Here is a 20,972-nt window from a genome sequence, read left to right as displayed (position 1 = left end):
ATGCGGCTGTCAAAAAATAAAGTCCTCGTCGCGCAGCTGTTGTACGTTGGTCGTACGCACATACCCGTTTCCCTTTTTCGAGAAAAAGTCGTGCTGCTTGGTCCGCGTGCTGATGCCGTTCTGAACGATCGGATTGATGTCTTCGTCGTCGAACAACGGCTCGAGGCCCATGTTCATCATCGCCTTGTTGGCGTTGTAGCGGAGGAATGCCTTGACCTCGTCGGTCAGGCCGACCGTGCCGTACAGGCTCTCGGTGTACCGCTCCTCGTTGTCGTGCAGATAACGGAGCAGGCCCTTGAGCGTCTCGTACGCCGCCGTCTGCTCGTCCTCGTCGAGCCTCGCGTAGATCTCCTGCGCCAGCAGTCCGACGTATACGCCGTGGATGCTCTCGTCGCGCAGGATCAGGTCGATGATCTCGCCGCTGCTCGTCATCTTGCCCTGGCCGGCCAGGTAGAGCGGATAGAAGAAGCCGCTGTAGAACAGGTAGCTCTCGAGCAGCACGGATGCGCCCATGGCGAGATACAGGTCCTTCGGCGTATTGATGTTGTTGTAGTATTGGGCGATCGTCTCGGCCTTCGTCTGCAGATGCGGGTTGCGTTCGACCCAGGCGAATACCTGGTCGATCTCCTCGGTCGTCGCCAGCGTCGTGAAGATGCTCGAATACGACTTGGCGTGGATCTGCTCCATCATCGCCATGAAGCCGAGCACGGCTTTGCGCTGCAGGCCCTCGACATGCTCCAGAATCTTCGGCATGCCGACGCCGCCCTGCACGGTATCGAGCAGCGTGAGGCCGCCCAGCACCTTCATATACAGATCGCGCTCGTTGTCATTCAGCTCCATCCACGACATCTTGTCGTCGGACAGCGGGATCTCTTCGTCCGTCCAGAACTGCATAATATTCTGGTTCCAGAACATCGCGGAGAAGTCGTCGTCGGGCCGGTTCCAGTTGACCGCCTTGTGCGTTGCCATGTCTCTAATCTCCTTCGGCTTCAGCCGCGCCGTCTTAGACGGCGCAGGCGATGCATTCTTCGACGGACAGACGGTTCGTCCGCGTATAGTAGAGGGACTTGAGTCCCAGCTTGTCTGCGTAAATGTAATAGCGGGCCAGATCGCGCGTCGTCACGTTGCTGTTGACGTGCAGCACGGTGGAGATGCCTTGGTCCACATGCGCCTGAATCTCGCCGATCAGATCGAGCACCTTGAGCTGGTCCATCTGATAGGCCGACTTGTAGTAGAAGAAGTTGTCCTGCGCCATGAACGGCATCGGATAATACGTCGTCGAATTCGCGTAGGTACGCGTCTCGATCTGCTCGACGATCGGCATGACGCTCGACGTCGCGTTCTGCACGTACGAGATGCTCTGCGTCGGTGCGATGGCCAGGCGGTAAGCATGGTACAGGCCGTGCTTCATGACGTCCTCGCGCAGCTGCGCCCAATCCGCCAGCGTCGGGATATGGATGCCCTCGAACAGCGCCTTGACCTTGTCCGTGCGCGGTGCATAGTCGGTCGTCAGGTAGCGGTCGAAGTACGTGCCCTTCGCGTATTCGGACTTCTCGAAGCCGTCGAACGTGACGCCCGTCTGGCGCGCGATGTCCATGCTCTTCTCGATCGAATGGAAGTTGACGCTCATGAAAAACGCACGCGCGAAGTCCTTGGCTTCTTCGCTCTCGTAGGCAATCTTGTTCTTGGCCAGATAGCCGTGCAGGTTCATCGCGCCGAGGCCGATCGAATGCAGCTCGCGGTTCGCCTTGGCGACGCCCGGCGCATTGGCGACGGTCGTCATATCGCTGACTGCAGTCAGCGCCATGACGCCCTCATGCACGGATTCCTTGATTTTCTTGCGCTCCATGACGTTCGCGATGTTCAGCGATGCCAGGTTGCAGCTGATGTCGCGGCGGATGACGTCGGACTGGCCGTAGTCGCCGATCTCGCTCGTCTCCTGCAGCTGGAAGATCTCCGTGCACAGGTTCGACATCTTGATATTGCCGATATCCTTGAGCGCGTGATGCTTGTTCGCATTGGAGCGGTTCATAATGTACGGATAGCCGGACTCGAGCTGGATCGTCGCGATCTTGACGAGCATGTCGCGCGCGGTCATGATGACCTTCTTTTTGACGCGGTCGTCGGCGAGCAGCGTATCGTACATCTCGTCGAGGTCCATGTCGTCGAGATGCGTGCCGTACGCCTTGAACACCGTGTACGGCGCGAAGACGTGCAGCGGCTTGTTGTCCTGGGCCAGCTGGTAGAACTTCGACGGCACGATCAGACCGATCGACAGCGTCTTGAGGCGCGTCTTCTCGTCGGCGTTGATCTTCTTGCTGTCGAGGAACTCCATGACGTCCCAGCCGAAAATATTGTAGTAGCCTGCGCCGGAGCCCTTGCGCTGACCCATCTGGTCGGCGTAGGAGAAGGCGTCCTCCATCAGCTTGAGCACCGGCATGATGCCCTTGGCCGCACCCTCGACGCCCTTGATGCTCTCGCCGCGCCCGCGCAGCTTGGACAGGTTGACGGCGACGCCGCCGCCGATCTTGGACAGCTGCATGCAGGTGCCGAGCACATGGTTGATCGAGTTGAGCGCGTCGTCCATCTCGAGCAGGAAGCACGACACCATCTCGCCGCGACGGCTCTTGCCCGCATTGAGGAAGGTCGGCGTCGCCGGCTGCACCCGCTGCTCCATCATCGCCTGCGCCAGCAGATGGGCGGCGTTGACGTCGCCGCGGCCCAGATGCAGCGCCACGATCGCGACGCGGTCCGGATAATGCTCGAGGTAGATGCTGCGGTCGTTGCTCTTCACCGCATAGTCGGTATAGAACTTGGAGGCCGCCATATAAGAAGGAAACTTGAAGTCGTAGCCGTGCGCGATCCGGTACACCTCTTCGACCTCATGCTCCTTGTACCTGGCGAATACGTCCTCGTAATAGTCGTTCTCGATCATATAGTGAACCTTGGACAGATGCCCCGTGAAGGTCAGGCTGCGCTGCTTCACTTCCTCCATGAATGCGTCGACGGCCTCCCGGTCCTTGTCCAGTTGAAAAAATCCGTCCGCCCCGCGCTGCATCAGCAGGTTGTTCAATTCAATATGCCGCAACTGCGAGCACCTCCCGCTTGAAATTATCGACATCGCGCTGCGTGCCGGACAGCTCGAACTTGTAAAGCACCGGCACCCCGTACCGCTCGGAGATCGTGTCCGCGCTCTTCGCGAAGCTGCCGCCCCAGTTGCGGTTGCCGCTGGCCGATACGCCTACCATCCGGCTTGCATTGCGTTCCAGGAAGGAGACCACGTTGTCGGGTACCTGTCCGAATCCGGTCGTATAGGTCACAAGCACGAACGGCTCCTCCAACGTCTCGGTCTCGTCGATCGGTACGGCCGGCAGATTCAGCTTGTTAATGAACCTCCGTACGTTGCCCGTCTTCGATGCGTATGCGATCAGCATGGCGCAACTCCTCCTGAAAATACATTAATTGTAATAAAATAGAAGATTCGGTCCGCAGAAATCCGCTATCCGGGCATCACGAAAAAGCTTTCGCCTTCGCTGCACCGCAGCCATCGAAAACATGCCGTGTATCCTGTTGTTTGTTCCGCCGATTCCTACCGGACCGGGTCAACCTACCGTCATATTCCGCTACGGTCTATTAACCAACCGCAGTGGAGTTCAAACCGATATGTTGAGGACATTTATAAATTTATATCAATATATTGTGGCTGTCAATCCATGGAGAGACCTAAAATTTATACCGGGACGGCAGGAATTCGCAAAACCCGCGTCCCGCAAGGGCTGAGGCGCTGCCGGCCGATTCGCAAAAAAAAATGGCGGGACGCAAATGCGGCCGGCCGCCCGCTTGCACTACATATTGGGTATGCGCTTGTCCGATTTGTCAAGGGATAGTTAACGAATATTCGGCGTCAATTGCGCATCCGCTGCCTGAATTCCTTGGGCGAGTGCTGGTTGTGCCGCTTGAACAGCTTGTAGAATTGGGCCATATTCCAGATGCCGACCTCGAAGCTGACCTCCATGATGCTGAGATCGGTCGTCAGCAGCAGCCGTTCCGCCTTCTTGATGCGGTTGTAATTGACATAGTCGACGAACGGGATGCCCATCGTCCGCTTGAACGTCTTGATGAAGTGGTGGTAGCTCATGCCGAGCAGGCGGCGCACGTCGTCGACGGCGATCCGCTCTCCCAGACGGCTGTCCACATAATCGAGCACGGGTCTGAGCCTCGCGACCCCCGCCTCTTCGGTGCCGCGCAGCAGCCCGCGGTCGTCCCCCCGCAGCAGCAGCAGCAGCAGACGCTTGATGGACGCGCTGACCGCGATCTCGTAGCCCGCTTCCCCCTTGTGCGTCTCCTCGTAGATGTCGCCGATCAGCGCATAGGCTTCGTTTCTGGCGCGGGCGCTTTCTTGAAATATGTAGTTCAGGTCCTCCAGCGGACGCTTGAGCTCCGAGAAGTGGTGCAAATACGGCAAAATGCTCTGGTCGAAGTGCCGTACGAGATCCACCTGGAAAACGAGATAGCGCAAGGGCTTGCCGCCTGTGCAGCACGTCCTGTGCGGTCGCGAGGAACCGACGACCATCACGTCGCCCGGACCGAGCTGCGTCAGAGACGTCATCGTCTGCACCTCGAGACCGCCCTCGACGATCGCCAGAAACTCCACTTCCTTATGGTAATGCCAATCCCACGGGTCTGCGGCTTGGCGCACTACCCCCACGCTCTGAATCTCCCATATCTTGAGGAACAGCAGCGGGTTCTGATAGACGACTTGCTCGTTCACGGCCCCCTCGCGCATATCGGCGGCACTCGTCATATCGGTCGTTCACCTCTTTGTCGCGAATAGCGTCAATGAGCAGTATAACACTTTTGCATACAAATGAATTAGGATTCGGCATATTACCGTCGCTTCCCTTCGTCTATACTGATAACAAGAAAGCATATACAATCATTGACTATCGGGAGGCAAACGAAAATGACACAGCGTCTGCGCGTTACAGTATGGAACGAAGGCCGCCACGAAAAAACGAACGAGAAGGTGCGCGCCGTCTATCCGGAAGGCATCCACACCGCAATCGGACAGGGGCTCGGCACGGACGACTTCGAGGTCCGCTATGCGACGCTCGACGACAACGAGGAGCACGGCCTGTCCGAGCAAGTGCTGAGCGAGACCGACGTATTGTTCTGGTGGGGGCATATGGCCCACGGCGACGTGAAGGACGAGATCGTCGAGCGCGTTCACGCCCGCGTGCTGCGCGGCATGGGGCTGATCGTGCTGCACTCGGGACACTTCTCCAAGATCTTCAAGAAGGTGACGGGCACGTCCTGCGACCTCAAGTGGCGCGAAGCCGACGAGAAGGAGCGCATCTGGGTCGTCGCTCCGAACCATCCGATCGCCGAAGGCATCGGCGAGTACATCGACCTCGAGATGGAGGAAATGTACGGCGAGCACTTCGACATCCCGGCGCCGGACGAGCTGGTCATGGTGAGCTGGTTCGAGGGCGGCGAAGTGTTCCGCAGCGGCTGCACGTTCCATCGCGGCCAGGGCAAGATCTTCTACTTCCGCCCGGGCCATGAGACGTACCCGACCTACTACAACGAACAAGTGCGCCGCGTACTGCGCAATGCCGCCAAGTGGGCCGCCCCGTCGACCCGCGAATATCCGAAGTACGGCAACCACAAGCCGCTTGAGGTTATCAAGGCGAAGGGCTGAGCGAGGCGGTCAAATCAAAGAGCTGAGAGTCCTTTCTGTATCCTAGCGGATACAAAAAGGGCTTTTTTTATTTGGGGGCGGAGAACCGCACAAATTCGGGCGGTTGGCGGGCGGTTGGCGGTGTGGCGAGAATCGGCCGTGGCTTGATGCGGAGGACGGCGGTGTGGCGAGAATCGGCCGTGGCTTGATGCGGAGGACGGCGGCGCGCCGGTGAGAATCGGCGGCCTTCTCCCCCGCCCGCAACTGCGGTAGAATAGAGAGATGCCTCCGTGACGGGACATGTTAGCGATGGGACGAAATGGAGATGAGTAATTTGTCGGAAATGAACAAACGAGCCCGTGTGCTCGTGATGACCGCCGTCGAGGCGGAACGGGACGCGGTCGTTCGAGGGCTCGGCGGCGACCCGCGCTTTGAAGTACAGCTCTGCGGCGTCGGGCCCGCGAGCGCGGCCGCCCGCACGGCCGCCGCGCTCGCCGCCGGCGGCGACTGGGCGCTCGTCGTGAGCGCCGGCATCGCCGGCGGCTACCCGGCGCACGCCCCGGTCGGGACGCTCGCGGTCGGCACCTGGGCCGCGGCGGCCGATCTGGGCGTCGAGACGGCGGACGGCTTCGCCTCCGTCGACGAGCTGGGCTTCGGCGCGTCGCGCCTCGCGGCGAATGCGCCTCTGGCCGAGGCGCTGCTGCAGGCGCTCGCCGCGGCCGGGCTGACCGCGGCCGCCGGCCCGATCGTGACCGCGGCCACGGCCACCGGCACCGCCGCGACGGCGGCCGAGCGGGCTGACCGCGTGCCGGGCGCCGTCGCCGAAGGCATGGAAGGCTTCGGCGTCGCGACGGCCGCCGCCTACGCGGACAAGCCCTTCCTCGAGCTGCGCGCAATCTCGAATGCGGTCGGGCCGCGTGATCGCGACGCCTGGCGGATCGGAGACGCGCTGGCGGCGCTGGCGGCGGCTTGCAACATTTTAAAGGAGGTCGTATTGCCATGAAAATCGCTTATTCGCCTTGCCCCAACGATACGTTCGTCTTCCACGCGTGGGCTGCGGGCCTGATTCCCGGCGCTCCGCGCCTGGATGTGACATATGCCGATATCGATATTACGAACGGCTTGTCCGAAGGAACCGACGGTCCGGAGATCATGAAGATCTCCTACGCCGCCCTGCCGTGGACGCATCCCGATTATGCGCTGCTCCCCTGCGGCGGCGCGCTCGGACGCGGCTGCGGCCCACTCGTGCTGACCGCCGGCGCCCCTGCGGCCGCCGGCCTGCCCGATCCGGCGCGGCTTTCCGGCAAGACGGTGGCGGTGCCGAGCGAGCGCTCCACCGCCTATCTGCTGTTCCGCCTGTGGGCCGCCCGCCATGTGCCCGGCGGCGTCGGCCGCATCCTCGTCATGCCGTTCAATCAGATCATGCCGGCCGTGCAGCGCGGCGACATCGACGCCGGGCTCGTCATCCACGAAGCCCGCTTCACATACCCGCAGTACGGCCTCTCCCTGCTGCAGGATCTGGGCAGCTGGTGGGAGCAGGACACCGGCCTGCCGATCCCGCTCGGCGCGATCATCGCGAAGCGCACGCTCGATCTGGAAGCCGTCGCCGGCTGGATTCGCGCCTCAGTCGATTATGCGTGGGCGAATCCGGAAGCTTCGCGGGAATACGTCATGTCGCATGCGCAGGAGCTGTCTCCGGAAGTTGCCAAGTCGCATATCGACCTGTACGTGAACAGCTTCACCCGCGATCTGGGGGCTGACGGCTTCGCCGCCGTCAACGCGCTGCTCGGCCGTGCCGCCGCAGAGGGGCTCGTGCCCGAAGCGCGCGTCGCTTCGCTGCAGCAGCAGCTGCAGAGCGGCACGAACGCCGTCTGAGCCCGCGTCATCCCTAGACATACAGCCGCGCCGTCCTCCTCGGACGGCGCGGCTGTATTTTTGTGCGCGCTGCGGCGATTCACCCTGCCGTCCCGCGTGGTATGTACTAAGCAGCAAACTAGGGCTGCGCAGTGCAGCGACGGGAGGTTATGCGAGTGGCGTCAAGCAAGGCGCAAGTTCCCTTTGAGGCGGTCAGATCGGCCGTCGCCGGCTCGGCCGCCTATGCGCCGGGCGGCCGGTTCGGACCGCGCAAGCAGCGGGATTATGAACTGCTGCTGCTGGACGAAGGCGAGATGCGCGTCACGATCGACGGCACGCCGCAGCAGGTGAAGGCCGGACAAGCCATCCTGCTAAGGCCGGGTCACACAGAGTCCTTCGACATTACGGGACGGGACGTCACGCGGCACAACTGGGTCGCCGTGCAGATCGACAAGCGATCCTGCGCCGATGCCGCCGGCCAAGAAGAGCCGCCCGGCGTATGGCCCGTATCGACGGAGATGGCCAAGCTCGTCGAGCTGATCATGACTATGCAAAACGAGCTGCCCAGCGACGGGCCGATCATGCGCAGCCTTGGCGCTGCCGTCCTTCAGCTCCAGCCGGCAGGCGAAGGGGAGCATGCGGGGCAGAACGGCGCGCAGGACGCGTCTCCCGCGGTCGAACGGGCGCTCTCGTGGATCCGGTCGCACTATACCGGTGAGATCAAGCTGAACGACCTGGCGTGGGAAGCGGGCGTCACGCCCGAGCATCTCGTCCGTCTCTTCAACAAGCACGAGCGGGAAACGCCGATTCATTATGTGTGGAAATACCGCAGCGAGCGCGCCGTGGAGCTGCTTGAGCACACGGGCCTGCCGGCCGCCGAGATCGCTCGCCAGTGCGGGTTCAAGACGCCCCACCACTTTTCGAGGACGATCAAGCAGTTCACGGGACGCACGCCCTCCGAGATCCGCCGTGCCAGCTGGAGCGGCGAAGAGCTGTAGACGGACAGGGTCGCTTAAGGCTATTCGAATCCCCGGGCAAGCTATTGTTGCGCCGGGTGTTCGCCGTTCGTCCGCACGGCGCCGAGCGCCTTCGCAATTCGGGACAGCCCTTCCTCCAGCAGCGCGCGCCGCGTCGCCAGATTGATGCGTACCCGCCCTTCGCCTTCGCTCACGAACGCGCTGCCGCCGCTGACGGCGACACGCGCCTCCTGCACCAGGAGGCGTCCGATATCGGCTTGGCTCAGCCCGAGCGGGCGCAGGTCCACCCACAGCAGATAGGTCGCCTCCGGCACGTACACGATCGCCTCCGGCAGTCGCTCCGCCAGGTAGCCCGCCGCAAACGCCGCATTGGCGCGCAAATACGCGAGGCATGCCTCCAGCCATTCCTCTCCTTCCCGGTAAGCCGCCTCCGCCGCCGCGAGCGACAGCGGGTTCGGGTCCTGATGACCGAGCGCATCGATCAGCGCCTTCTTTAACCCTTCATCGGGTACGACGGCGAACGAGGTGTGCAGTCCGGCCAGATTAAACGTCTTGCTCGGCGCGATAAACGTGGCGGTCCGCTCCGCCATCCCCGGCAGCGACGCGAACGGCGTGTGCACCCCTTTCAGAATCAGATCCGCATGAATCTCGTCCGACGCGACCGTGACGCCGTAAATGCGGCACAGCTCCGCGAGCCCGCTCAGCTCCTCCGCGCTCCATACGCGGCCCGCCGGATTGTGCGGGCTGCACAGCAGCAGCAGCTTCGCCCCCGTGAGCTTTAGCTTGGCCTCGAGATCGTCCAGGTCCATCCGATACTGTCCCTGCTCGATCTTGAGCGGATTAAGCACGAGCTCCCGCCCCTGTCCGGTCACCGCCTCCGCGAACGGTCCGTATACCGGAGGCTGGACGACGATGCTGTCGCCCGGCTGCGAATAGGCGCGCACGGCCGCCTTCAGCAGCGTGACGACGCCCGATGCGTACAATAGATCGCGCGGCTCCACCCGCCACTTCAGCCTGTTGTCCAACCAGGCCGCGACTGCCTCCAACAGGGAAGGCGGAATCACGGCATAGGTGAACAGTCCGGCGTCCACCCTGCGGTGCAGCGCCTCCAGCACGGGCGCCGGCGGCTCGAAGTCCATGTCGGCCACCCATAGCGGCAGCAGATCTTCCCCCTTGAAAAGAACGTCCGCTCCCGACCACTTCAAGGAGTCCGGGCGGCGCAGCTCTATCGTATTGTCAAATCGATTCATCTTGATGTCCTCCCGTTGCGGTTGATCGTTGTCCGCTGTTCGTATTATATCCCCGCGACCTTAGTCAGCTTGTATGCATGCCCCGCGACCGCCAGAAAGACCAGACGGCCTTCCTCCATCTCGGCGGGTACGGTATTTCCCTCGGCGTCCACGACGGCCACCCGGCCCCCGGCAAGCCGCACCACACAGTGGCCGTCCCGCTCGGCCGCGATGGATACCTCGCTCCAATCGCCGCCGCTCCACTGCAGGTCGACGCGATAGCCGCCTCTCGCCCGCAGGCCGCTCGCGCGTCCGTCCGGCCATGCCGCAGGGAGCGCCGGCAGCAGGCGCAGCTCGCCTGCGTGGCTCTGCAGCAGCATCTCGGCGATGCCCGCCGCGCCGCCGAAGTTGCCGTCGATTTGAAACGGCGGATGCGCGTCCAGCATATTCGGATACGTGGACTTCGCCAGCAGCTGCCGGACGTAGCGATACGCCTCTTCGCCGTCGCCAAGCCGCGCCCACAAATTGACGAGCCAGGCGCAGCTCCAGCCCGTGTGCCCGCTGCCCGCGGCCAGACGCAGCTCCAGGCTGCGCCGGACCGCTCCCGCCAGCTCCGGCGTCCGATGCAGATCGATCTGCTCGCCGGGGTACATGCCGTACAGATGCGAGAAGTGGCGATGACCCGGCGATTCCTCCGCGAACTGTTCCGACCACTCCAGCAGCTGACCCTGCGTGCCGATCCGGTAAGGCTCGATGCGGGATATCGCGTCCTGCAGCTCGGGCCGCCACGCTTCGTCGACGCCGAGCTCTTGGCTTGCGTCCAGCACGCTCTGGAGCAGCTCGGACAGGATCGACAGGTCCATCGTCGTGCCGGCGCTCAAGGCGCATTGGCGCCCCTGCTCGTCGAGGAAAAAATTCTCGGGCGTCGAAGCGGGCATGGTGACGAGCCTGCCGTCTGCGGCCGGGAGCAGCCAATCCAGCGCGAACCGCGCCGCCTCCTTCATGAGCGGGTACGACCGTTCGGCCAGTTCGGTCCGATCGCCGCCGTAGCGGTACCGCTCCCACAGATGCCGGCACAGCCAGCCTCCGCTCATCGGCCAGAACGCCCAGCTCGCAGAGCCGGTCACCGGATTCGACCTGCGCCAGATGTCCGTGTTGTGATGCGATGTCCAGCCTCTGGCGCCATAATGTATCCGCGCCGTCTCCTTGCCCTTCGCGGCGAGCTCGGAGACGAGGTCGAACAGCGGCTCGGCCAGCTCGTGCAGCCCGAGCGGCTCGGCCGGCCAATAGTTCATCTGCGTGTTGATGTTAATCGTATAATTGCTGCGCCAGGGCGGCGTCAGATGATGATTCCAGATGCCCTGCAGATTGGCAGCCTGCGTGCCGGGGCGGGAGCTCGAGAGGAGCAGGTACTTGGCATAGTGGAAATAAAGCGCCGCAAGCGCCGTATCCGCTCCGCCCTGTGCGAGCCGGCGCAGCCGTTCGTCGGTCGGGAGCGCGGCGGCCTCCGGCGACGAATCGTCCGTCCCGAGCCGAAGGTCCGTGCGGTCGAAATAAGCCCGGTATTCCCCGACATGCCGATCGAGCAGCGCATCGTAGGCAAGACGCGACGCGTCCGCCAGGTCCCGGCGGCAGCGCGCGGCCGGGGCCGGACCGGCCGCCGGATCCCGGTCGTACCCGGCGTAGCTCGTGCCTGCGGACAGCAGCACCGTCGCCCGGGTAGCGCCTGTTACGCGGAGCGTCCCGTTACCCGGCGTCTCGATCGCGCCGTCGGTGTCGGCGACCCGAACCCCCGCCTGGAATGCGATGCCGCGTCCCGGCGCATATACGACCTCCGGGCTGATGGAGATGGGCGCCCGGCCCCGGATCCATGCGTCGCCTTCGTCCGTCGTACCGCTCTCCGCAGGATGCAGGCTCGCGAGCGAGACCTTGAAGCCCAGTGCGCCCGGCCGTGAAGCCGTCAGCCGCATCACGAGCACCTGCTCGGTCGCGGAGACGAACGTCTCCCGCACGAATGCAACGCCGTCCTCCTCGTAGGAGACGGTGTGCACCGCTCGCGAGAGATCCAGCGACCGGACATAGCCCTCCGGCGCGCCGCTGCCGGGGCGGACAGCGTCCACATCGATCCGCAGGTCGCCCAGCGGCTGATAGGCTTCGGTATCGGTGCCCAGCATATGCGCCTCGGCAAGCTGCTGCGCTTCCCAGTATTCCCCCTCCGCGATCAACGCCCGGCAGCGCGCCAGATGCGGCAGCGCCCCGTGATTGTCGGTATCGGCGGGCTCGCCCGACCAGAGCGTATCCTCGTTCAGCATCAGCAGCTCCCGCCGCGGATCGCCGAATACCATCGCGCCGATGCGGCCGTTGCCGACCGGCAGCGCTTCTTCCCACGCCAACGCGGGCTTGTCGTACCACAGCGTACTGTCCGCTCGTGTAGACGGCAGTGACATCGTTTTTTTCCCCGCTTCCATGTTAGGCCTTGTCCGTGCCGATGACGGACGAATACTTCCATGCTATCAGAAGGGGTCGGGATTGTGAACGCATTTTTGGCGCGTCTGCGGTATACTGGACGGAACAGATCGGAGGGACAGCAATGAAGCTGGGCATATTGGATCAAGCGCCCGTCATCGCCGGACAGGCCCCGTCCGAAGCGCTGCGGGCGTCGGTGCGGCTCGCGCAGGCCGGGGAGCGGATGGACTACGGACGGTATTGGCTTGCGGAGCATCATGGCCTGGGCGGACTGGCGAGCTCGACGCCCGAGGTGATGCTCGGCATGATCGGCGCGCTGACTTCGCGCATCCGGCTGGGTGCGGGCGCGATTTTGCTGCCGTATTACAAGCCTTACAAAGTCGCCGAGACGTTCCGCCTCCTCGCCTCGCTGTACCCGGGACGCATCGACCTCGGCGTAGCCCGCTCTCCCGGCGGACCGGCGGAGATGTCGATGGCGCTGTCCGACAACTACCTGGAGCGCGCGCTGCGCATGCCGGAGGACTTCGCCGAGCTCCTGCGCTACCTGGACGGCGAGGCGCCCGCCATTCCCGGCGCGGGCGCGGCGCCCGCGGCGAAGCGGGCAGAGGGTCCGTCACGCGGCATGGCGGACGACGGCCCTGCGCCCTGGGTGCTCGGCACGAGCGTCAAGAGCGCACGCTTGGCCGCCGCACACGGGACGGGCTACGCCTACGGACACTTCATGAACCGGGATCATGCGCAGGAAGCCCTCGCGGCGTACCGCAAGGGCTTCAATGAGGCGCGGGGCGGCGAGCCCCGTGCGATATTGGCCGTATCCGCAATCTGCGCCGATACGCAAGCCAAGGCGGAGGAGATCGCGCTCGGCGTGCGCGCGTGGCGCTTGCTGGCCGGCCAGGGGAAGGGCGAGGCGGGTATCCCCGGGACGGAGGAAGCGGCCCGCCTGCTCGCGTCGGAAGGCGCGGCCCCCGTGCGGGCGCCCGGCGAAGGGCATGCGATGGCGATCGGCGATCCCGCACAGGTTCGGGAGACGCTCGCCAAATGGCAGGAGGAGTATGATGCCGACGAACTGATGATCGTGTCGTATGCGCATGACTTCGACGACCGGCTGCGCTCCTACGAGCTGATTATGGAAGCTTGCTCACGCTAAGTCAGACGCTCCGCCAGCCGGGCTTCGAGCCACGGCAGCACCGCGGCGAGCGTCTCGTCCATGTTCGTCCGCCCTCCCTCGCCCTCGTAGGGGGCGCGGTCCCGGAAATAATCGGCATGGCCGCCGATGATGCGCACGGCGGCGCGGGCGGACGGCGCATGGCGGTCGGATCGCCACCCGGGCAATAGCCGTCCGCTCCCCTTCGCCCAGCCTCCGAACGAGCCGATCCGGCAGACGGGATCAGACGTCCTGCCCGCCGAGCCCTTCGCCCGTCCTACGCCCGCGGTCCCGCTGCTGCGCTCCGCCTGCACGTACAGCACGGCTTCGCGCAGCGGCTCGGGAATGCGGCATTTGGGCGATCCGATCATGACGACGGGTATGGGCGGACCGCCTTCGCGCGCGAGCAGCAGGCCCGCCGCGTGCACCGCAGCCACGCCGCCGGCGCTATGGCCGACGAGTACGGTGAGCTCGCGCACCGGCCGCTCCCCGGCGGCGGCTTCCGCATGCGACCGGTCCGCATCCAGATCGGCGAGCGCTCTGCTGCCGCCGATCGACCGCTCGTACCGCCGATAGGGAAGCATGATATCGAACCGCACCTCCCGCACTTGCGGCAGCAGACGCCGGCTCCAGTCGTCATAGGGGAACAGCACGACGGCCGACACGGCGAACCCCAATGCGCGGAGTTCTCCCGCCAGCGTCTCCTGCAGGCGTTCCATGAAGCGCGGCGCGCTTCGCACGCCGTTCAGCAGGTACAGACGCAGGCGGACAGGCCCGACGCTTGTCAGCTCGTCCCCCAATGCGCCCCTGTTCCCGCCGGCCGTCATGGCGTCCGCTCCCCGTGGGCCCGGGCATAGCGCTCGGCCTGGACGATCCGCTCCATGTCGCTCGGATGCGTCGAGCGCAGCCACTTCACGAGCAGCGGCGGATTCACGTCGCTCAGGGCGGCGACAGCCAGCTTCTGATGCATCGATACCGCGCCGTCCGCCGTCCCCAGCAGGTCCAGCGCATAGCGGTCCGCCGCCGCTTCGGCGTGCCTGGACACGGCATTCGATACCGGCAGCGAAGCGAAGTTGAGCACCGACAGCAGGAGCAGTATTAGCGGCAGCGCGGATATGTCGGACATGTGGCCGATTCCCCAGTCTCTTCCTTTCGATCGCACGACGATCTTATAAATTCCGCCCCCGAGCCACAGCAGTACGAGCGAGCTGCCTATCGCGCCGAGCGCGCTCCATTCCAGATGATGCTTGACGTAGTGGCCCATCTCATGCGCCATAATCTGCATGATCTCCGGACGCTCCAGCCGCGACAGCGCCGTGTCCCAGAGGACGATGCGCAGCGAGCTCCCGATGCCCGACACATAGGCGTTGATTGCGTTCGTCTTGCCTGCCATCCGCACCTCGTACACCCGGTCTGCCGGAATGTCCGCACGCGCCGCCAGCTCCAGGATCGCGCCCTCCAGCGCCGGATCGGACAGTTCCTCGAACCGGTTGTACAGAGGATCGATGACGACAGGCTGCACATACATCATGAACAGCGTGAACGGAATGGACAGCAGCCACAGCTTGAGCCACCACCTCCCGCCGCGGGCCATGATCCATCTGGCGACGGCGAAGACGAGCAGCATCGTCGCATAGCCGATGACGAAGTCGAGTCCCCGGTCCTCCAGCCAGCCCGCCGCGGTCTGCGTGGAGATGCCGTAGCTGCGGGACACCAGGTAGCTCGCGAGCTTCAGAGGGAAATAGAGCAGCGCGGAGACAGCATATACGAGCAGGACATAGACGGGCATACGGAAAAGGCGCGGCAGCGCGCTGCCTTCCAGCCGTTCTCTCCAGGCTCGCGCCCACCCGCTCGTCAGCAGAAACAGATAAATCGCCCACTGCCACGGCCAGCTCAGCATAAATATGCCGTTGCGGAGCGCATTCAGCACGGTGCTGTCGCGGAGCCGGTCCGGCTTAAAAAAAGTGGACGGATCCGCCGCTGTGCCGAGATAGGAAGGCGGCACCTCGTTCGGCGACGTATACCATACGTACAAGGCGACGAACGCCGCGCAGCAAGTGAGCGCCAGACCGTACCGCCCAAGCTTGATTCGGGTAGACATGAACAATCTCCTTATTCCGTTCCCATTTCTTTCATCTTAAAAGTTGTTCGGCACAATTGCAAAATATATCCTTGCTGATGTCCCGGTAACTAATCGAGCTGTCTAGGCTATAGCATAGTCCATTCGGCATCCGCTACATACACTGAGCAAGTAACACGCATTCTACTTCGGTTATGGTGGTGATAGCGATGGGATATCCGGTTGAAGGTGCATGCGGTGGCGGTTACGGCAGCGGCGCGGCGTTTGCGATCGTGCTGTTCGTACTGTTGGTCATTATATTGCGGGTCGGCATCTTTTAATTAATTCGATAAAAAAAAGCGGCCTTGGCGCGGGAGCGTGCATCCCCGTCAAGGCCGCTTTGCGTTATGCGGGACTGCGCGCGACAGATTATAATCGCAACCTGTCAGCGCCGCCTTCCCATCCCCTGCCCTGATTAGGTACAATAGGGAGGTCAGACCAGCTTGTTCAGTCCTCATACTCTATATAGCAAAGGAAAATGCGAACCCATGATCATCCAACCGAAAACACGCGGCTTCATCTGCACGACCGCGCACCCGGACGGCTGCGCCATCCAGGTTCAGCGTCAAGTGGAATATGTGAAGGGCAAGCCGGCCATCAAGGGGCCGCGCAATGCCCTCGTCATCGGCGCTTCGACGGGTTACGGCCTCGCCTCCCGCATCGTTGCGGCGTTCGGCGCCGGAGCGAATACGATCGGCGTCTACTTCGACAAAGCCGCCGAGGGCGCCCGGACCGCATCCGCCGGCTGGTACAACTCCGCCGCCTTCGAGTCAGCCGCCCTGGAGGCGGGCCTCAAGTCGTTCAGCATCGTCGGAGACGCCTTCTCGGACGAGATCAAGGACAAGACGATCGCCACGATCCGCGAGGAGCTGGGCCAGATCGACCTCGTCGTCTACAGCGTCGCTTCGCCGCGCCGGACGCATCCGAAGACAGGGGAGACGTTCTCCTCCGTCATCAAGCCGCTCGGCGGCACGTATGCGAACAAGACTGTCAACTTCCATACCGGCGAAGTGTCGCTGGCCTCGATCGAGTCCGCTACCGAAGACGAAGTGCGCCAGACGGTCGCCGTCATGGGCGGCGAGGACTGGGAGATGTGGATCGACGCGCTGCGCGAAGCGGGCGTGCTGGCTGACGACGCGACGACGGTCGCCTATACGTATATCGGCCCCGAGATTACGCATGCCGTATACCGCGAAGGCACGATCGGACGAGCCAAGGAACATCTGGAAGCGACCGGGCTCCGCCTGAACGATCGGCTGTCGGCCTCCGGCGGGCGGGCATTCGTCTCCGTGAACAAGGCGCTCGTCACGCAGTCCAGCTCCGCGATACCGGTCGTTCCGCTTTACATTTCCGTGCTGTACAAGGTCATGAAGGAAAAAGAGCTGCATGAAGGCTGCATCGAGCAAATGTACCGGCTGTTCTCCGAGCGCTTGTACGGCGGCGGGGAGACGGCGGTGGACGACAAGGGCCGTATCCGTATCGACGATTGGGAGATGCGCCCGGACGTTCAAGCGGCAGTCGAAAAGCTGTGGGCGGAGCTCGCCACGGACAATGTGTACGAGCTGTCCGATCTTGAAGGGTACCGCAAGGAATTTTTCCAGCTGTTCGGATTTGAGACCGGCGCCGTGGACTATGAAGCGGAAGCCGAGCCGAACGTCGAGATCGTGAACCTTCGTTAAGACGACAGGGAGCCCCGGCGGGGCTCCCTTTTGGTTCTCATTTATTTTATGACCCCGATGAACGCCAGATCGAACCGCGTCCCCGCGCAATCCGGCTTGTTGCCGTGAATGACCTCAATCTCGACTTCGTGCCGTCCCTGCGGCAGATCATCGGCCAACGTCTCCAGCTTCAACCAGCCGTGCGGTCCGCACCAGTCCGGCCGCTCGCGCGCGGTCGCCTGCCATGCGCCCCCGTCGATTCGATAGCGGCACTCGGCCGACAGCTTGCCGAAGTCGAACGCCAATGCCAGTCCTCTGCCCTCGAACGAGAAATAAAGCTTGGAACCGATCGCCGAAGTCGACAGCGCCTGATCGATCCACGCCAGCGTCACCCAGCGTCGTATGCTCCACGGTCCTTCTGTACGGACGTCCTCCAGCGGCACGAATGCAACCCGCTCCCAGTTGCCGGGCGCAAGCGGCTCCGGCAGAGCGCCCGGACGGCTCCGGGAGACCCGCTCGGCATCTGCCAGGTCGTCGGACAGCGCCCGCCGCAAAAAATCGATAACGCTGACGCCATAGCTCAAGCTGCCGCGCTCCGTCGGATGCAAGCCGTCCGGCAGCCATTCTTCCCAGCGCAGGAAGCCGGCCTTCACTTCGTTCAGCGCATGGAGGCCCATCCACACGGAGCTGAGGCCGTAATACTCCGCCAGCGCTTCGAATTCGGCAATGCTGGGCGGCATCCGACCTTCCTTCATGGACGCGTACATATCCTGGCAGTAAGTGTAGACGAGTACCACATCGGTCGTCCCGCTTGAGAGCAGCTGTCTGAGCAGGCCCTCCCTCGTTTTGTTCCGCCTTTCGGTCGGCGCGCCATTGTCATTGACGGCAAATTCGACAAATACGAGATCGCAGCCCCGGTCGATGAGATCGCGCTTCGCCCTGAATGCGGCCAGATCGCTGCCCGTCGCGCCGATGCCCGCATTTTCGACGACGATTCGGGTGTTCGGATAGTTCGCTACGACCCATCTCGTGACCGGCTCCGGCCAGTTATGTCCGGACCGTCCGTCCGTGATCGATCCGCCGATATAACCGATTGTCAGCTTGCCTTCCGTCAGCCTGCGCTTCGTATTCGTCAGTTCGCCACGCACGCGGACGACTTCGTTTTCTTTGTCGTTTATAGTCGCCATTTGATTTGCTTGCTCCCCTTTCGTTTTGCCGCATGACGTTATTTTAACAGCGCAGCCCCAATTAACAATCGTCCGAATTTGCTTTTTATATTCGAATTTTGTTCAAACTCGCCAAATTGGGTAATAGAAGATATCCCTACGATATGGAGGTCATGACAATGGTACTCGTACTCGGAATCCTCGCGATTATTGTAGCTGTCGTACTTTGGCTGGCCAAGGCAGCAGTCGAATTCGTCTGGTCCTTCGGCGGCATCGGTTTAATCGTTCTGATCGTCGGTCTCGTGCTTCTCACCCGCGGCCGCAGAAGCGCATTATAACGCAGTCTACTTAGAAGAAGCCGCTAGCGTCGAGCTGGCGGCTATTTCATTGCGGAATTTTATTGTTCGGCTGCAAAATAAAAAGCAAGCGGTACGGATAAAAACGGCTGGACCATGGTCTTAATCGTGAAGCTGCCGCTAGTGTCGATGAGTCTGACCTTGCCGGCATCATACGCATATTGCGTTAGAGGGGCGTCAGGGCTGATCTTATAATGAATATAGCCGCTGTTGCTCGTCCCGTAGCGGGCTCCATAAGCGGTCAGTACCGACGGATGGGATGCGGGCTTTGTAATCAGAAACTGAATGGTATAATCGGTAACCCAAAAGGCGCCTCTTTTTTTGCCTTTAAAGACTACCTCGGTCGGCTTGTTGTACTTCGTGCCATGCTCATCCCAGCTTGAGATCAGCGGCTCCTGCTCTTCAGGATAGGCGGCAGGCTCAGCATCGGCAATATTTATAAATTTCCGGGGCTCCGCTACCGTCAGATTCACGTTCACCTTCGCCGTCCTTCCGCTATGCCGCAATACGCCCCGATAGTCGTCTGCCGACCCCTTGTACAAATAATTCGTAGGGGCAATCTGCGCCGAAGACGCATATGCGGCCACATTGGCGGCTTCACTATCCGTGACGATATCGGAGACGGTGACTGCCGCATCGCTGCCTGTCGATGCATCCACCGCTCTAAAATCGGCGATGTAATTCATGCTGTATCCGTCTTTTACGCCGGAAGCATACCTATAAGCATAGCCGCCTCCGGACGGAATCGTAGCCAAATAGCGACCTTTGCTGTCTTGCGACTTCAAATATTGATTTGTTGCCGCTGCCGCTCCCGGCTCCGGCTTGGACGTCAGACTCGCACCATAGCCGGCGCCTTTCATGTATAGCTTAACCGCTGTTTTTGAAGCATTTTTTACATACATATAAAACGACAGATTTTCTTTTGCAGAATTCGAATGAACCGACCAAAATCGGAAATTCCCCTTCATCTCATCCCGGTAAAGCGTGCTGTTCACCTGGTGCATCTCGGCGTCGTCGTAGCTTCTCGGCCCGTTCCACAACGTCTCTGGCGCGTTGGAGACAAATACGGGAATGCCCGTTTTCGCCATCGCCACATCGGCGGATGCGATCTTGACAGCGCCGCCCGGACGATCCATCTCCGCTCCGATCGACGGTGCAGCATTTAATATAGTGGGACTCATAAAAGCCGCAACGATCGCGGCGGTCCATATGAGCTTCTTCAAAAACCAGCCTCCCCTGTGCGGTTCGCTTTTGTTAGACGCTGCTAAATCTCACTATATCAGGATGCCATACATCCAGCAGGAACGAAATAGTATCTAAGACTCAATAGCTTCACCAACTCCTGTATGCACGGTTACGATCCTAAGCACAAATGCGATCGATACGATCCGCTTAACATACAGCATTCGCAAGCATAAAAGCCGTCAGAATAAGCCTACGCTGCACTTAGCAAGCCCGGCTTGCATTCCGAGCGCGGGACCGCGTTCGAGTAAATAAGGTGTCGCGCATGTTCGGCGGCGACATCCCCCAGTGCTTCACCTCAGACGTCGGAACTGACCGGCCGAGTTCTAGACAAACAACCGGAAAAACCTGCAAATATGCAGGCTTTAGACACGCCGCCGATCCATACACCCCAAAACCTGCAAATATGCAGGCTTTAGGGCCGGCAGGCTACTGCTATTCGCGCCGCGCGCCTAAAAGGATGCACGATCGGCTAGGCCCCCTAAAATTGGAGTCATGCCCCACAATGATACCAATCTCACACCATAGCTCGTTATTTCGTGGGATTACACTGTTCGGTAGAAAGCCGAAGCATCTTCCAACGTCTTGACCCACGCCGAAAATGCTGTTGGCGGCATGTACTTTAAGCTGCCGTGCATCTTGCGGTTGTTGTAAAAGTCCATGAATCGGTCGAGTGCTTCATAAGCTTCCTCGAGCGTCGTGAATTCGTGAATGCGAAACAGCTTCAGCTCAAGTATGCTGTGAAACGATTCAATGTAGGCATTCATATTCGGCGTTCGTGGCGGGATCCGTTCGTGGACCATCTCCCAGCACTCGCACATGTCCCCGAACAGCTTGCTGACGAATTGCGGGCCGTTGTCCGTACGGATGATAGGCATCGCTTCGCCTGGCCCAATGCGGTGCTGCAGAGCGGTTCCCAGCGTCTGCACGACGTGCTTGGCCTCGCAAACAGGGCCTCGATACTGCCCGACGATGACGCGGTCGAACACGTCGATGATGCTGAGCACGAAAAAGAAGCGCGCTTGGCCGGGTACAAAGCCGTATTTAATATCCATCTGCCAGAGTTGATTCGATGCGGTGA

General features: G+C 61.9%; 19 protein-coding genes. 8 read left to right on the top strand and 11 right to left on the bottom strand.

Features of this window, described 5'->3' with window-relative positions; translation table 11 throughout:
- Positions 1-9 precede the first annotated feature (9 nt).
- The 4 genes from nrdF to VQ071_RS03105 all read right to left on the bottom strand — a co-directional run bounded on the left by nrdF (position 10) and on the right by VQ071_RS03105 (position 4,804).
- Positions 10-969, bottom strand: coding sequence for a class 1b ribonucleoside-diphosphate reductase subunit beta (gene nrdF / locus VQ071_RS03120; RefSeq protein ID WP_340512406.1), 960 nt, complete (start codon positions 967-969; stop codon positions 10-12).
- Between the two features lie 34 nt (positions 970-1,003).
- Positions 1,004-3,088 (bottom strand): class 1b ribonucleoside-diphosphate reductase subunit alpha, encoded by a 2,085-nt coding sequence (gene nrdE, locus VQ071_RS03115; RefSeq protein WP_340512405.1) that lies wholly within the window; start codon positions 3,086-3,088, stop codon positions 1,004-1,006.
- Entirely contained in the window at positions 3,075-3,434 is a 360-nt protein-coding gene (nrdI, locus tag VQ071_RS03110; RefSeq protein WP_340512403.1) for a class Ib ribonucleoside-diphosphate reductase assembly flavoprotein NrdI, read from the bottom strand. Before nrdI ends, nrdE begins: the two co-directional genes overlap by 14 nt.
- A 470-nt stretch (positions 3,435-3,904) precedes the next feature.
- On the bottom strand, positions 3,905-4,804 hold the full coding sequence (locus tag VQ071_RS03105) for an AraC family transcriptional regulator (RefSeq protein WP_340512402.1): 900 nt from the start codon (positions 4,802-4,804) through the stop codon (positions 3,905-3,907).
- A gap of 159 nt (positions 4,805-4,963) precedes the next feature.
- Here VQ071_RS03105 and VQ071_RS03100 point away from each other — a divergent pair, with 159 nt between their 5' ends.
- The 4 genes from VQ071_RS03100 to VQ071_RS03085 all read left to right on the top strand — a co-directional run bounded on the left by VQ071_RS03100 (position 4,964) and on the right by VQ071_RS03085 (position 8,532).
- Complete coding sequence (locus VQ071_RS03100) at positions 4,964-5,701, top strand: ThuA domain-containing protein (protein WP_340512401.1); 738 nt, start codon at positions 4,964-4,966, stop codon at positions 5,699-5,701.
- 313 nt (positions 5,702-6,014) lie between these two features.
- On the top strand, positions 6,015-6,683 hold the full coding sequence (locus VQ071_RS03095) for a futalosine hydrolase (RefSeq protein WP_445293251.1): 669 nt from the start codon (positions 6,015-6,017) through the stop codon (positions 6,681-6,683).
- Positions 6,680-7,555, top strand: coding sequence for a 1,4-dihydroxy-6-naphthoate synthase (locus VQ071_RS03090; RefSeq protein ID WP_340512400.1), 876 nt, complete (start codon positions 6,680-6,682; stop codon positions 7,553-7,555). The genes VQ071_RS03095 and VQ071_RS03090 overlap by 4 nt, the downstream gene beginning before the upstream one ends.
- Before the next feature lie 155 nt (positions 7,556-7,710).
- Complete coding sequence (locus VQ071_RS03085) at positions 7,711-8,532, top strand: AraC family transcriptional regulator (RefSeq protein ID WP_340512399.1); 822 nt, start codon at positions 7,711-7,713, stop codon at positions 8,530-8,532.
- Positions 8,533-8,573: 41 nt separating this feature from the next.
- Here VQ071_RS03085 and VQ071_RS03080 read toward each other — a convergent pair whose 3' ends face one another.
- A complete protein-coding gene (locus tag VQ071_RS03080; protein ID WP_340512398.1) occupies positions 8,574-9,761 on the bottom strand; it encodes a MalY/PatB family protein in 1,188 nt (395 codons plus the stop codon).
- Positions 9,762-9,805: 44 nt separating this feature from the next.
- Positions 9,806-12,187, bottom strand: a complete 2,382-nt coding sequence (locus tag VQ071_RS03075) for a glycoside hydrolase family 95 protein (RefSeq protein WP_340512397.1) — start codon at positions 12,185-12,187, stop codon at positions 9,806-9,808.
- A 143-nt stretch (positions 12,188-12,330) separates the two neighbouring features.
- On the opposite strand from VQ071_RS03075, the gene VQ071_RS03070 reads away from it, so the two are divergent.
- On the top strand, positions 12,331-13,353 hold the full coding sequence (locus tag VQ071_RS03070) for an MsnO8 family LLM class oxidoreductase (protein ID WP_340512396.1): 1,023 nt from the start codon (positions 12,331-12,333) through the stop codon (positions 13,351-13,353).
- Here the strand turns inward: VQ071_RS03070 and VQ071_RS03065 are convergent.
- Positions 13,350-14,177, bottom strand: a complete 828-nt coding sequence (locus VQ071_RS03065) for a hypothetical protein (RefSeq protein WP_340512395.1) — start codon at positions 14,175-14,177, stop codon at positions 13,350-13,352. The genes VQ071_RS03070 and VQ071_RS03065 overlap by 4 nt on opposite strands.
- Positions 14,174-15,451, bottom strand: coding sequence for a M48 family metallopeptidase (locus VQ071_RS03060; RefSeq protein ID WP_340512394.1), 1,278 nt, complete (start codon positions 15,449-15,451; stop codon positions 14,174-14,176). The genes VQ071_RS03065 and VQ071_RS03060 overlap by 4 nt, the downstream gene beginning before the upstream one ends.
- A 188-nt stretch (positions 15,452-15,639) precedes the next feature.
- On the opposite strand from VQ071_RS03060, the gene VQ071_RS03055 reads away from it, so the two are divergent.
- Both VQ071_RS03055 and fabV read left to right on the top strand, forming a co-directional pair.
- The gene (locus tag VQ071_RS03055) at positions 15,640-15,750 is read left to right on the top strand and encodes a YjcZ family sporulation protein (protein WP_340512393.1); all 111 of its coding nucleotides are present in this window, start codon (positions 15,640-15,642) and stop codon (positions 15,748-15,750) included.
- A gap of 207 nt (positions 15,751-15,957) precedes the next feature.
- Positions 15,958-17,148, top strand: a complete 1,191-nt coding sequence (gene fabV, locus VQ071_RS03050) for an enoyl-ACP reductase FabV (RefSeq protein WP_340512392.1) — start codon at positions 15,958-15,960, stop codon at positions 17,146-17,148.
- A 41-nt stretch (positions 17,149-17,189) separates the two neighbouring features.
- Here fabV and VQ071_RS03045 read toward each other — a convergent pair whose 3' ends face one another.
- A complete protein-coding gene (locus tag VQ071_RS03045; protein WP_340512391.1) occupies positions 17,190-18,314 on the bottom strand; it encodes an SGNH/GDSL hydrolase family protein in 1,125 nt (374 codons plus the stop codon).
- Between the two features lie 158 nt (positions 18,315-18,472).
- On the opposite strand from VQ071_RS03045, the gene VQ071_RS03040 reads away from it, so the two are divergent.
- Positions 18,473-18,631: a hypothetical protein gene (locus VQ071_RS03040; RefSeq protein ID WP_340512390.1), complete on the top strand. Its 159-nt coding sequence runs from the start codon at positions 18,473-18,475 to the stop codon at positions 18,629-18,631.
- 59 nt (positions 18,632-18,690) lie between these two features.
- On the opposite strand, the gene VQ071_RS03035 is transcribed toward VQ071_RS03040, so the two are convergent.
- Positions 18,691-19,644: a hypothetical protein gene (locus tag VQ071_RS03035; RefSeq protein WP_340512389.1), complete on the bottom strand. Its 954-nt coding sequence runs from the start codon at positions 19,642-19,644 to the stop codon at positions 18,691-18,693.
- Positions 19,645-20,436: 792 nt separating this feature from the next.
- Positions 20,437-20,972, bottom strand: a 536-nt coding sequence (locus VQ071_RS03030; protein ID WP_340512388.1) for a DDE-type integrase/transposase/recombinase, incomplete at its 5' end; no start/stop codon positions are given.

This window comes from Cohnella sp. 56, assembly GCF_037963805.1.
Taxonomy (GTDB): domain Bacteria; phylum Bacillota; class Bacilli; order Paenibacillales; family Paenibacillaceae; genus Cohnella.
Note: the sequence above shows the minus strand (reverse complement) of the source record. Positions and strands in the feature narration are given on the sequence as shown.

Bases quoted from the DNA above. Each gene is read 5' to 3' on its own strand.
- VQ071_RS03055 (WP_340512393.1), top strand. From the start codon at position 15,640: ATGGGATATCCGGTTGAAGGTGCATGCGGTGGCGGTTACGGCAGCGGC.
- VQ071_RS03060 (WP_340512394.1), bottom strand. From the start codon at position 15,451: ATGTCTACCCGAATCAAGCTTGGGCGGTACGGTCTGGCGCTCACTTGC.
- VQ071_RS03065 (WP_340512395.1), bottom strand. From the start codon at position 14,177: ATGACGGCCGGCGGGAACAGGGGCGCATTGGGGGACGAGCTGACAAGC.
- VQ071_RS03045 (WP_340512391.1), bottom strand. From the start codon at position 18,314: ATGGCGACTATAAACGACAAAGAAAACGAAGTCGTCCGCGTGCGTGGC.
- fabV (WP_340512392.1), top strand. From the start codon at position 15,958: ATGATCATCCAACCGAAAACACGCGGCTTCATCTGCACGACCGCGCAC.
- VQ071_RS03100 (WP_340512401.1), top strand. From the start codon at position 4,964: ATGACACAGCGTCTGCGCGTTACAGTATGGAACGAAGGCCGCCACGAA.
- nrdF (WP_340512406.1), bottom strand. From the start codon at position 969: ATGGCAACGCACAAGGCGGTCAACTGGAACCGGCCCGACGACGACTTC.
- VQ071_RS03070 (WP_340512396.1), top strand. From the start codon at position 12,331: ATGAAGCTGGGCATATTGGATCAAGCGCCCGTCATCGCCGGACAGGCC.
- VQ071_RS03075 (WP_340512397.1), bottom strand. From the start codon at position 12,187: ATGTCACTGCCGTCTACACGAGCGGACAGTACGCTGTGGTACGACAAG.
- nrdI (WP_340512403.1), bottom strand. From the start codon at position 3,434: ATGCTGATCGCATACGCATCGAAGACGGGCAACGTACGGAGGTTCATT.
- VQ071_RS03040 (WP_340512390.1), top strand. From the start codon at position 18,473: ATGGTACTCGTACTCGGAATCCTCGCGATTATTGTAGCTGTCGTACTT.
- VQ071_RS03105 (WP_340512402.1), bottom strand. From the start codon at position 4,804: ATGACGAGTGCCGCCGATATGCGCGAGGGGGCCGTGAACGAGCAAGTC.
- VQ071_RS03080 (WP_340512398.1), bottom strand. From the start codon at position 9,761: ATGAATCGATTTGACAATACGATAGAGCTGCGCCGCCCGGACTCCTTG.
- VQ071_RS03090 (WP_340512400.1), top strand. From the start codon at position 6,680: ATGAAAATCGCTTATTCGCCTTGCCCCAACGATACGTTCGTCTTCCAC.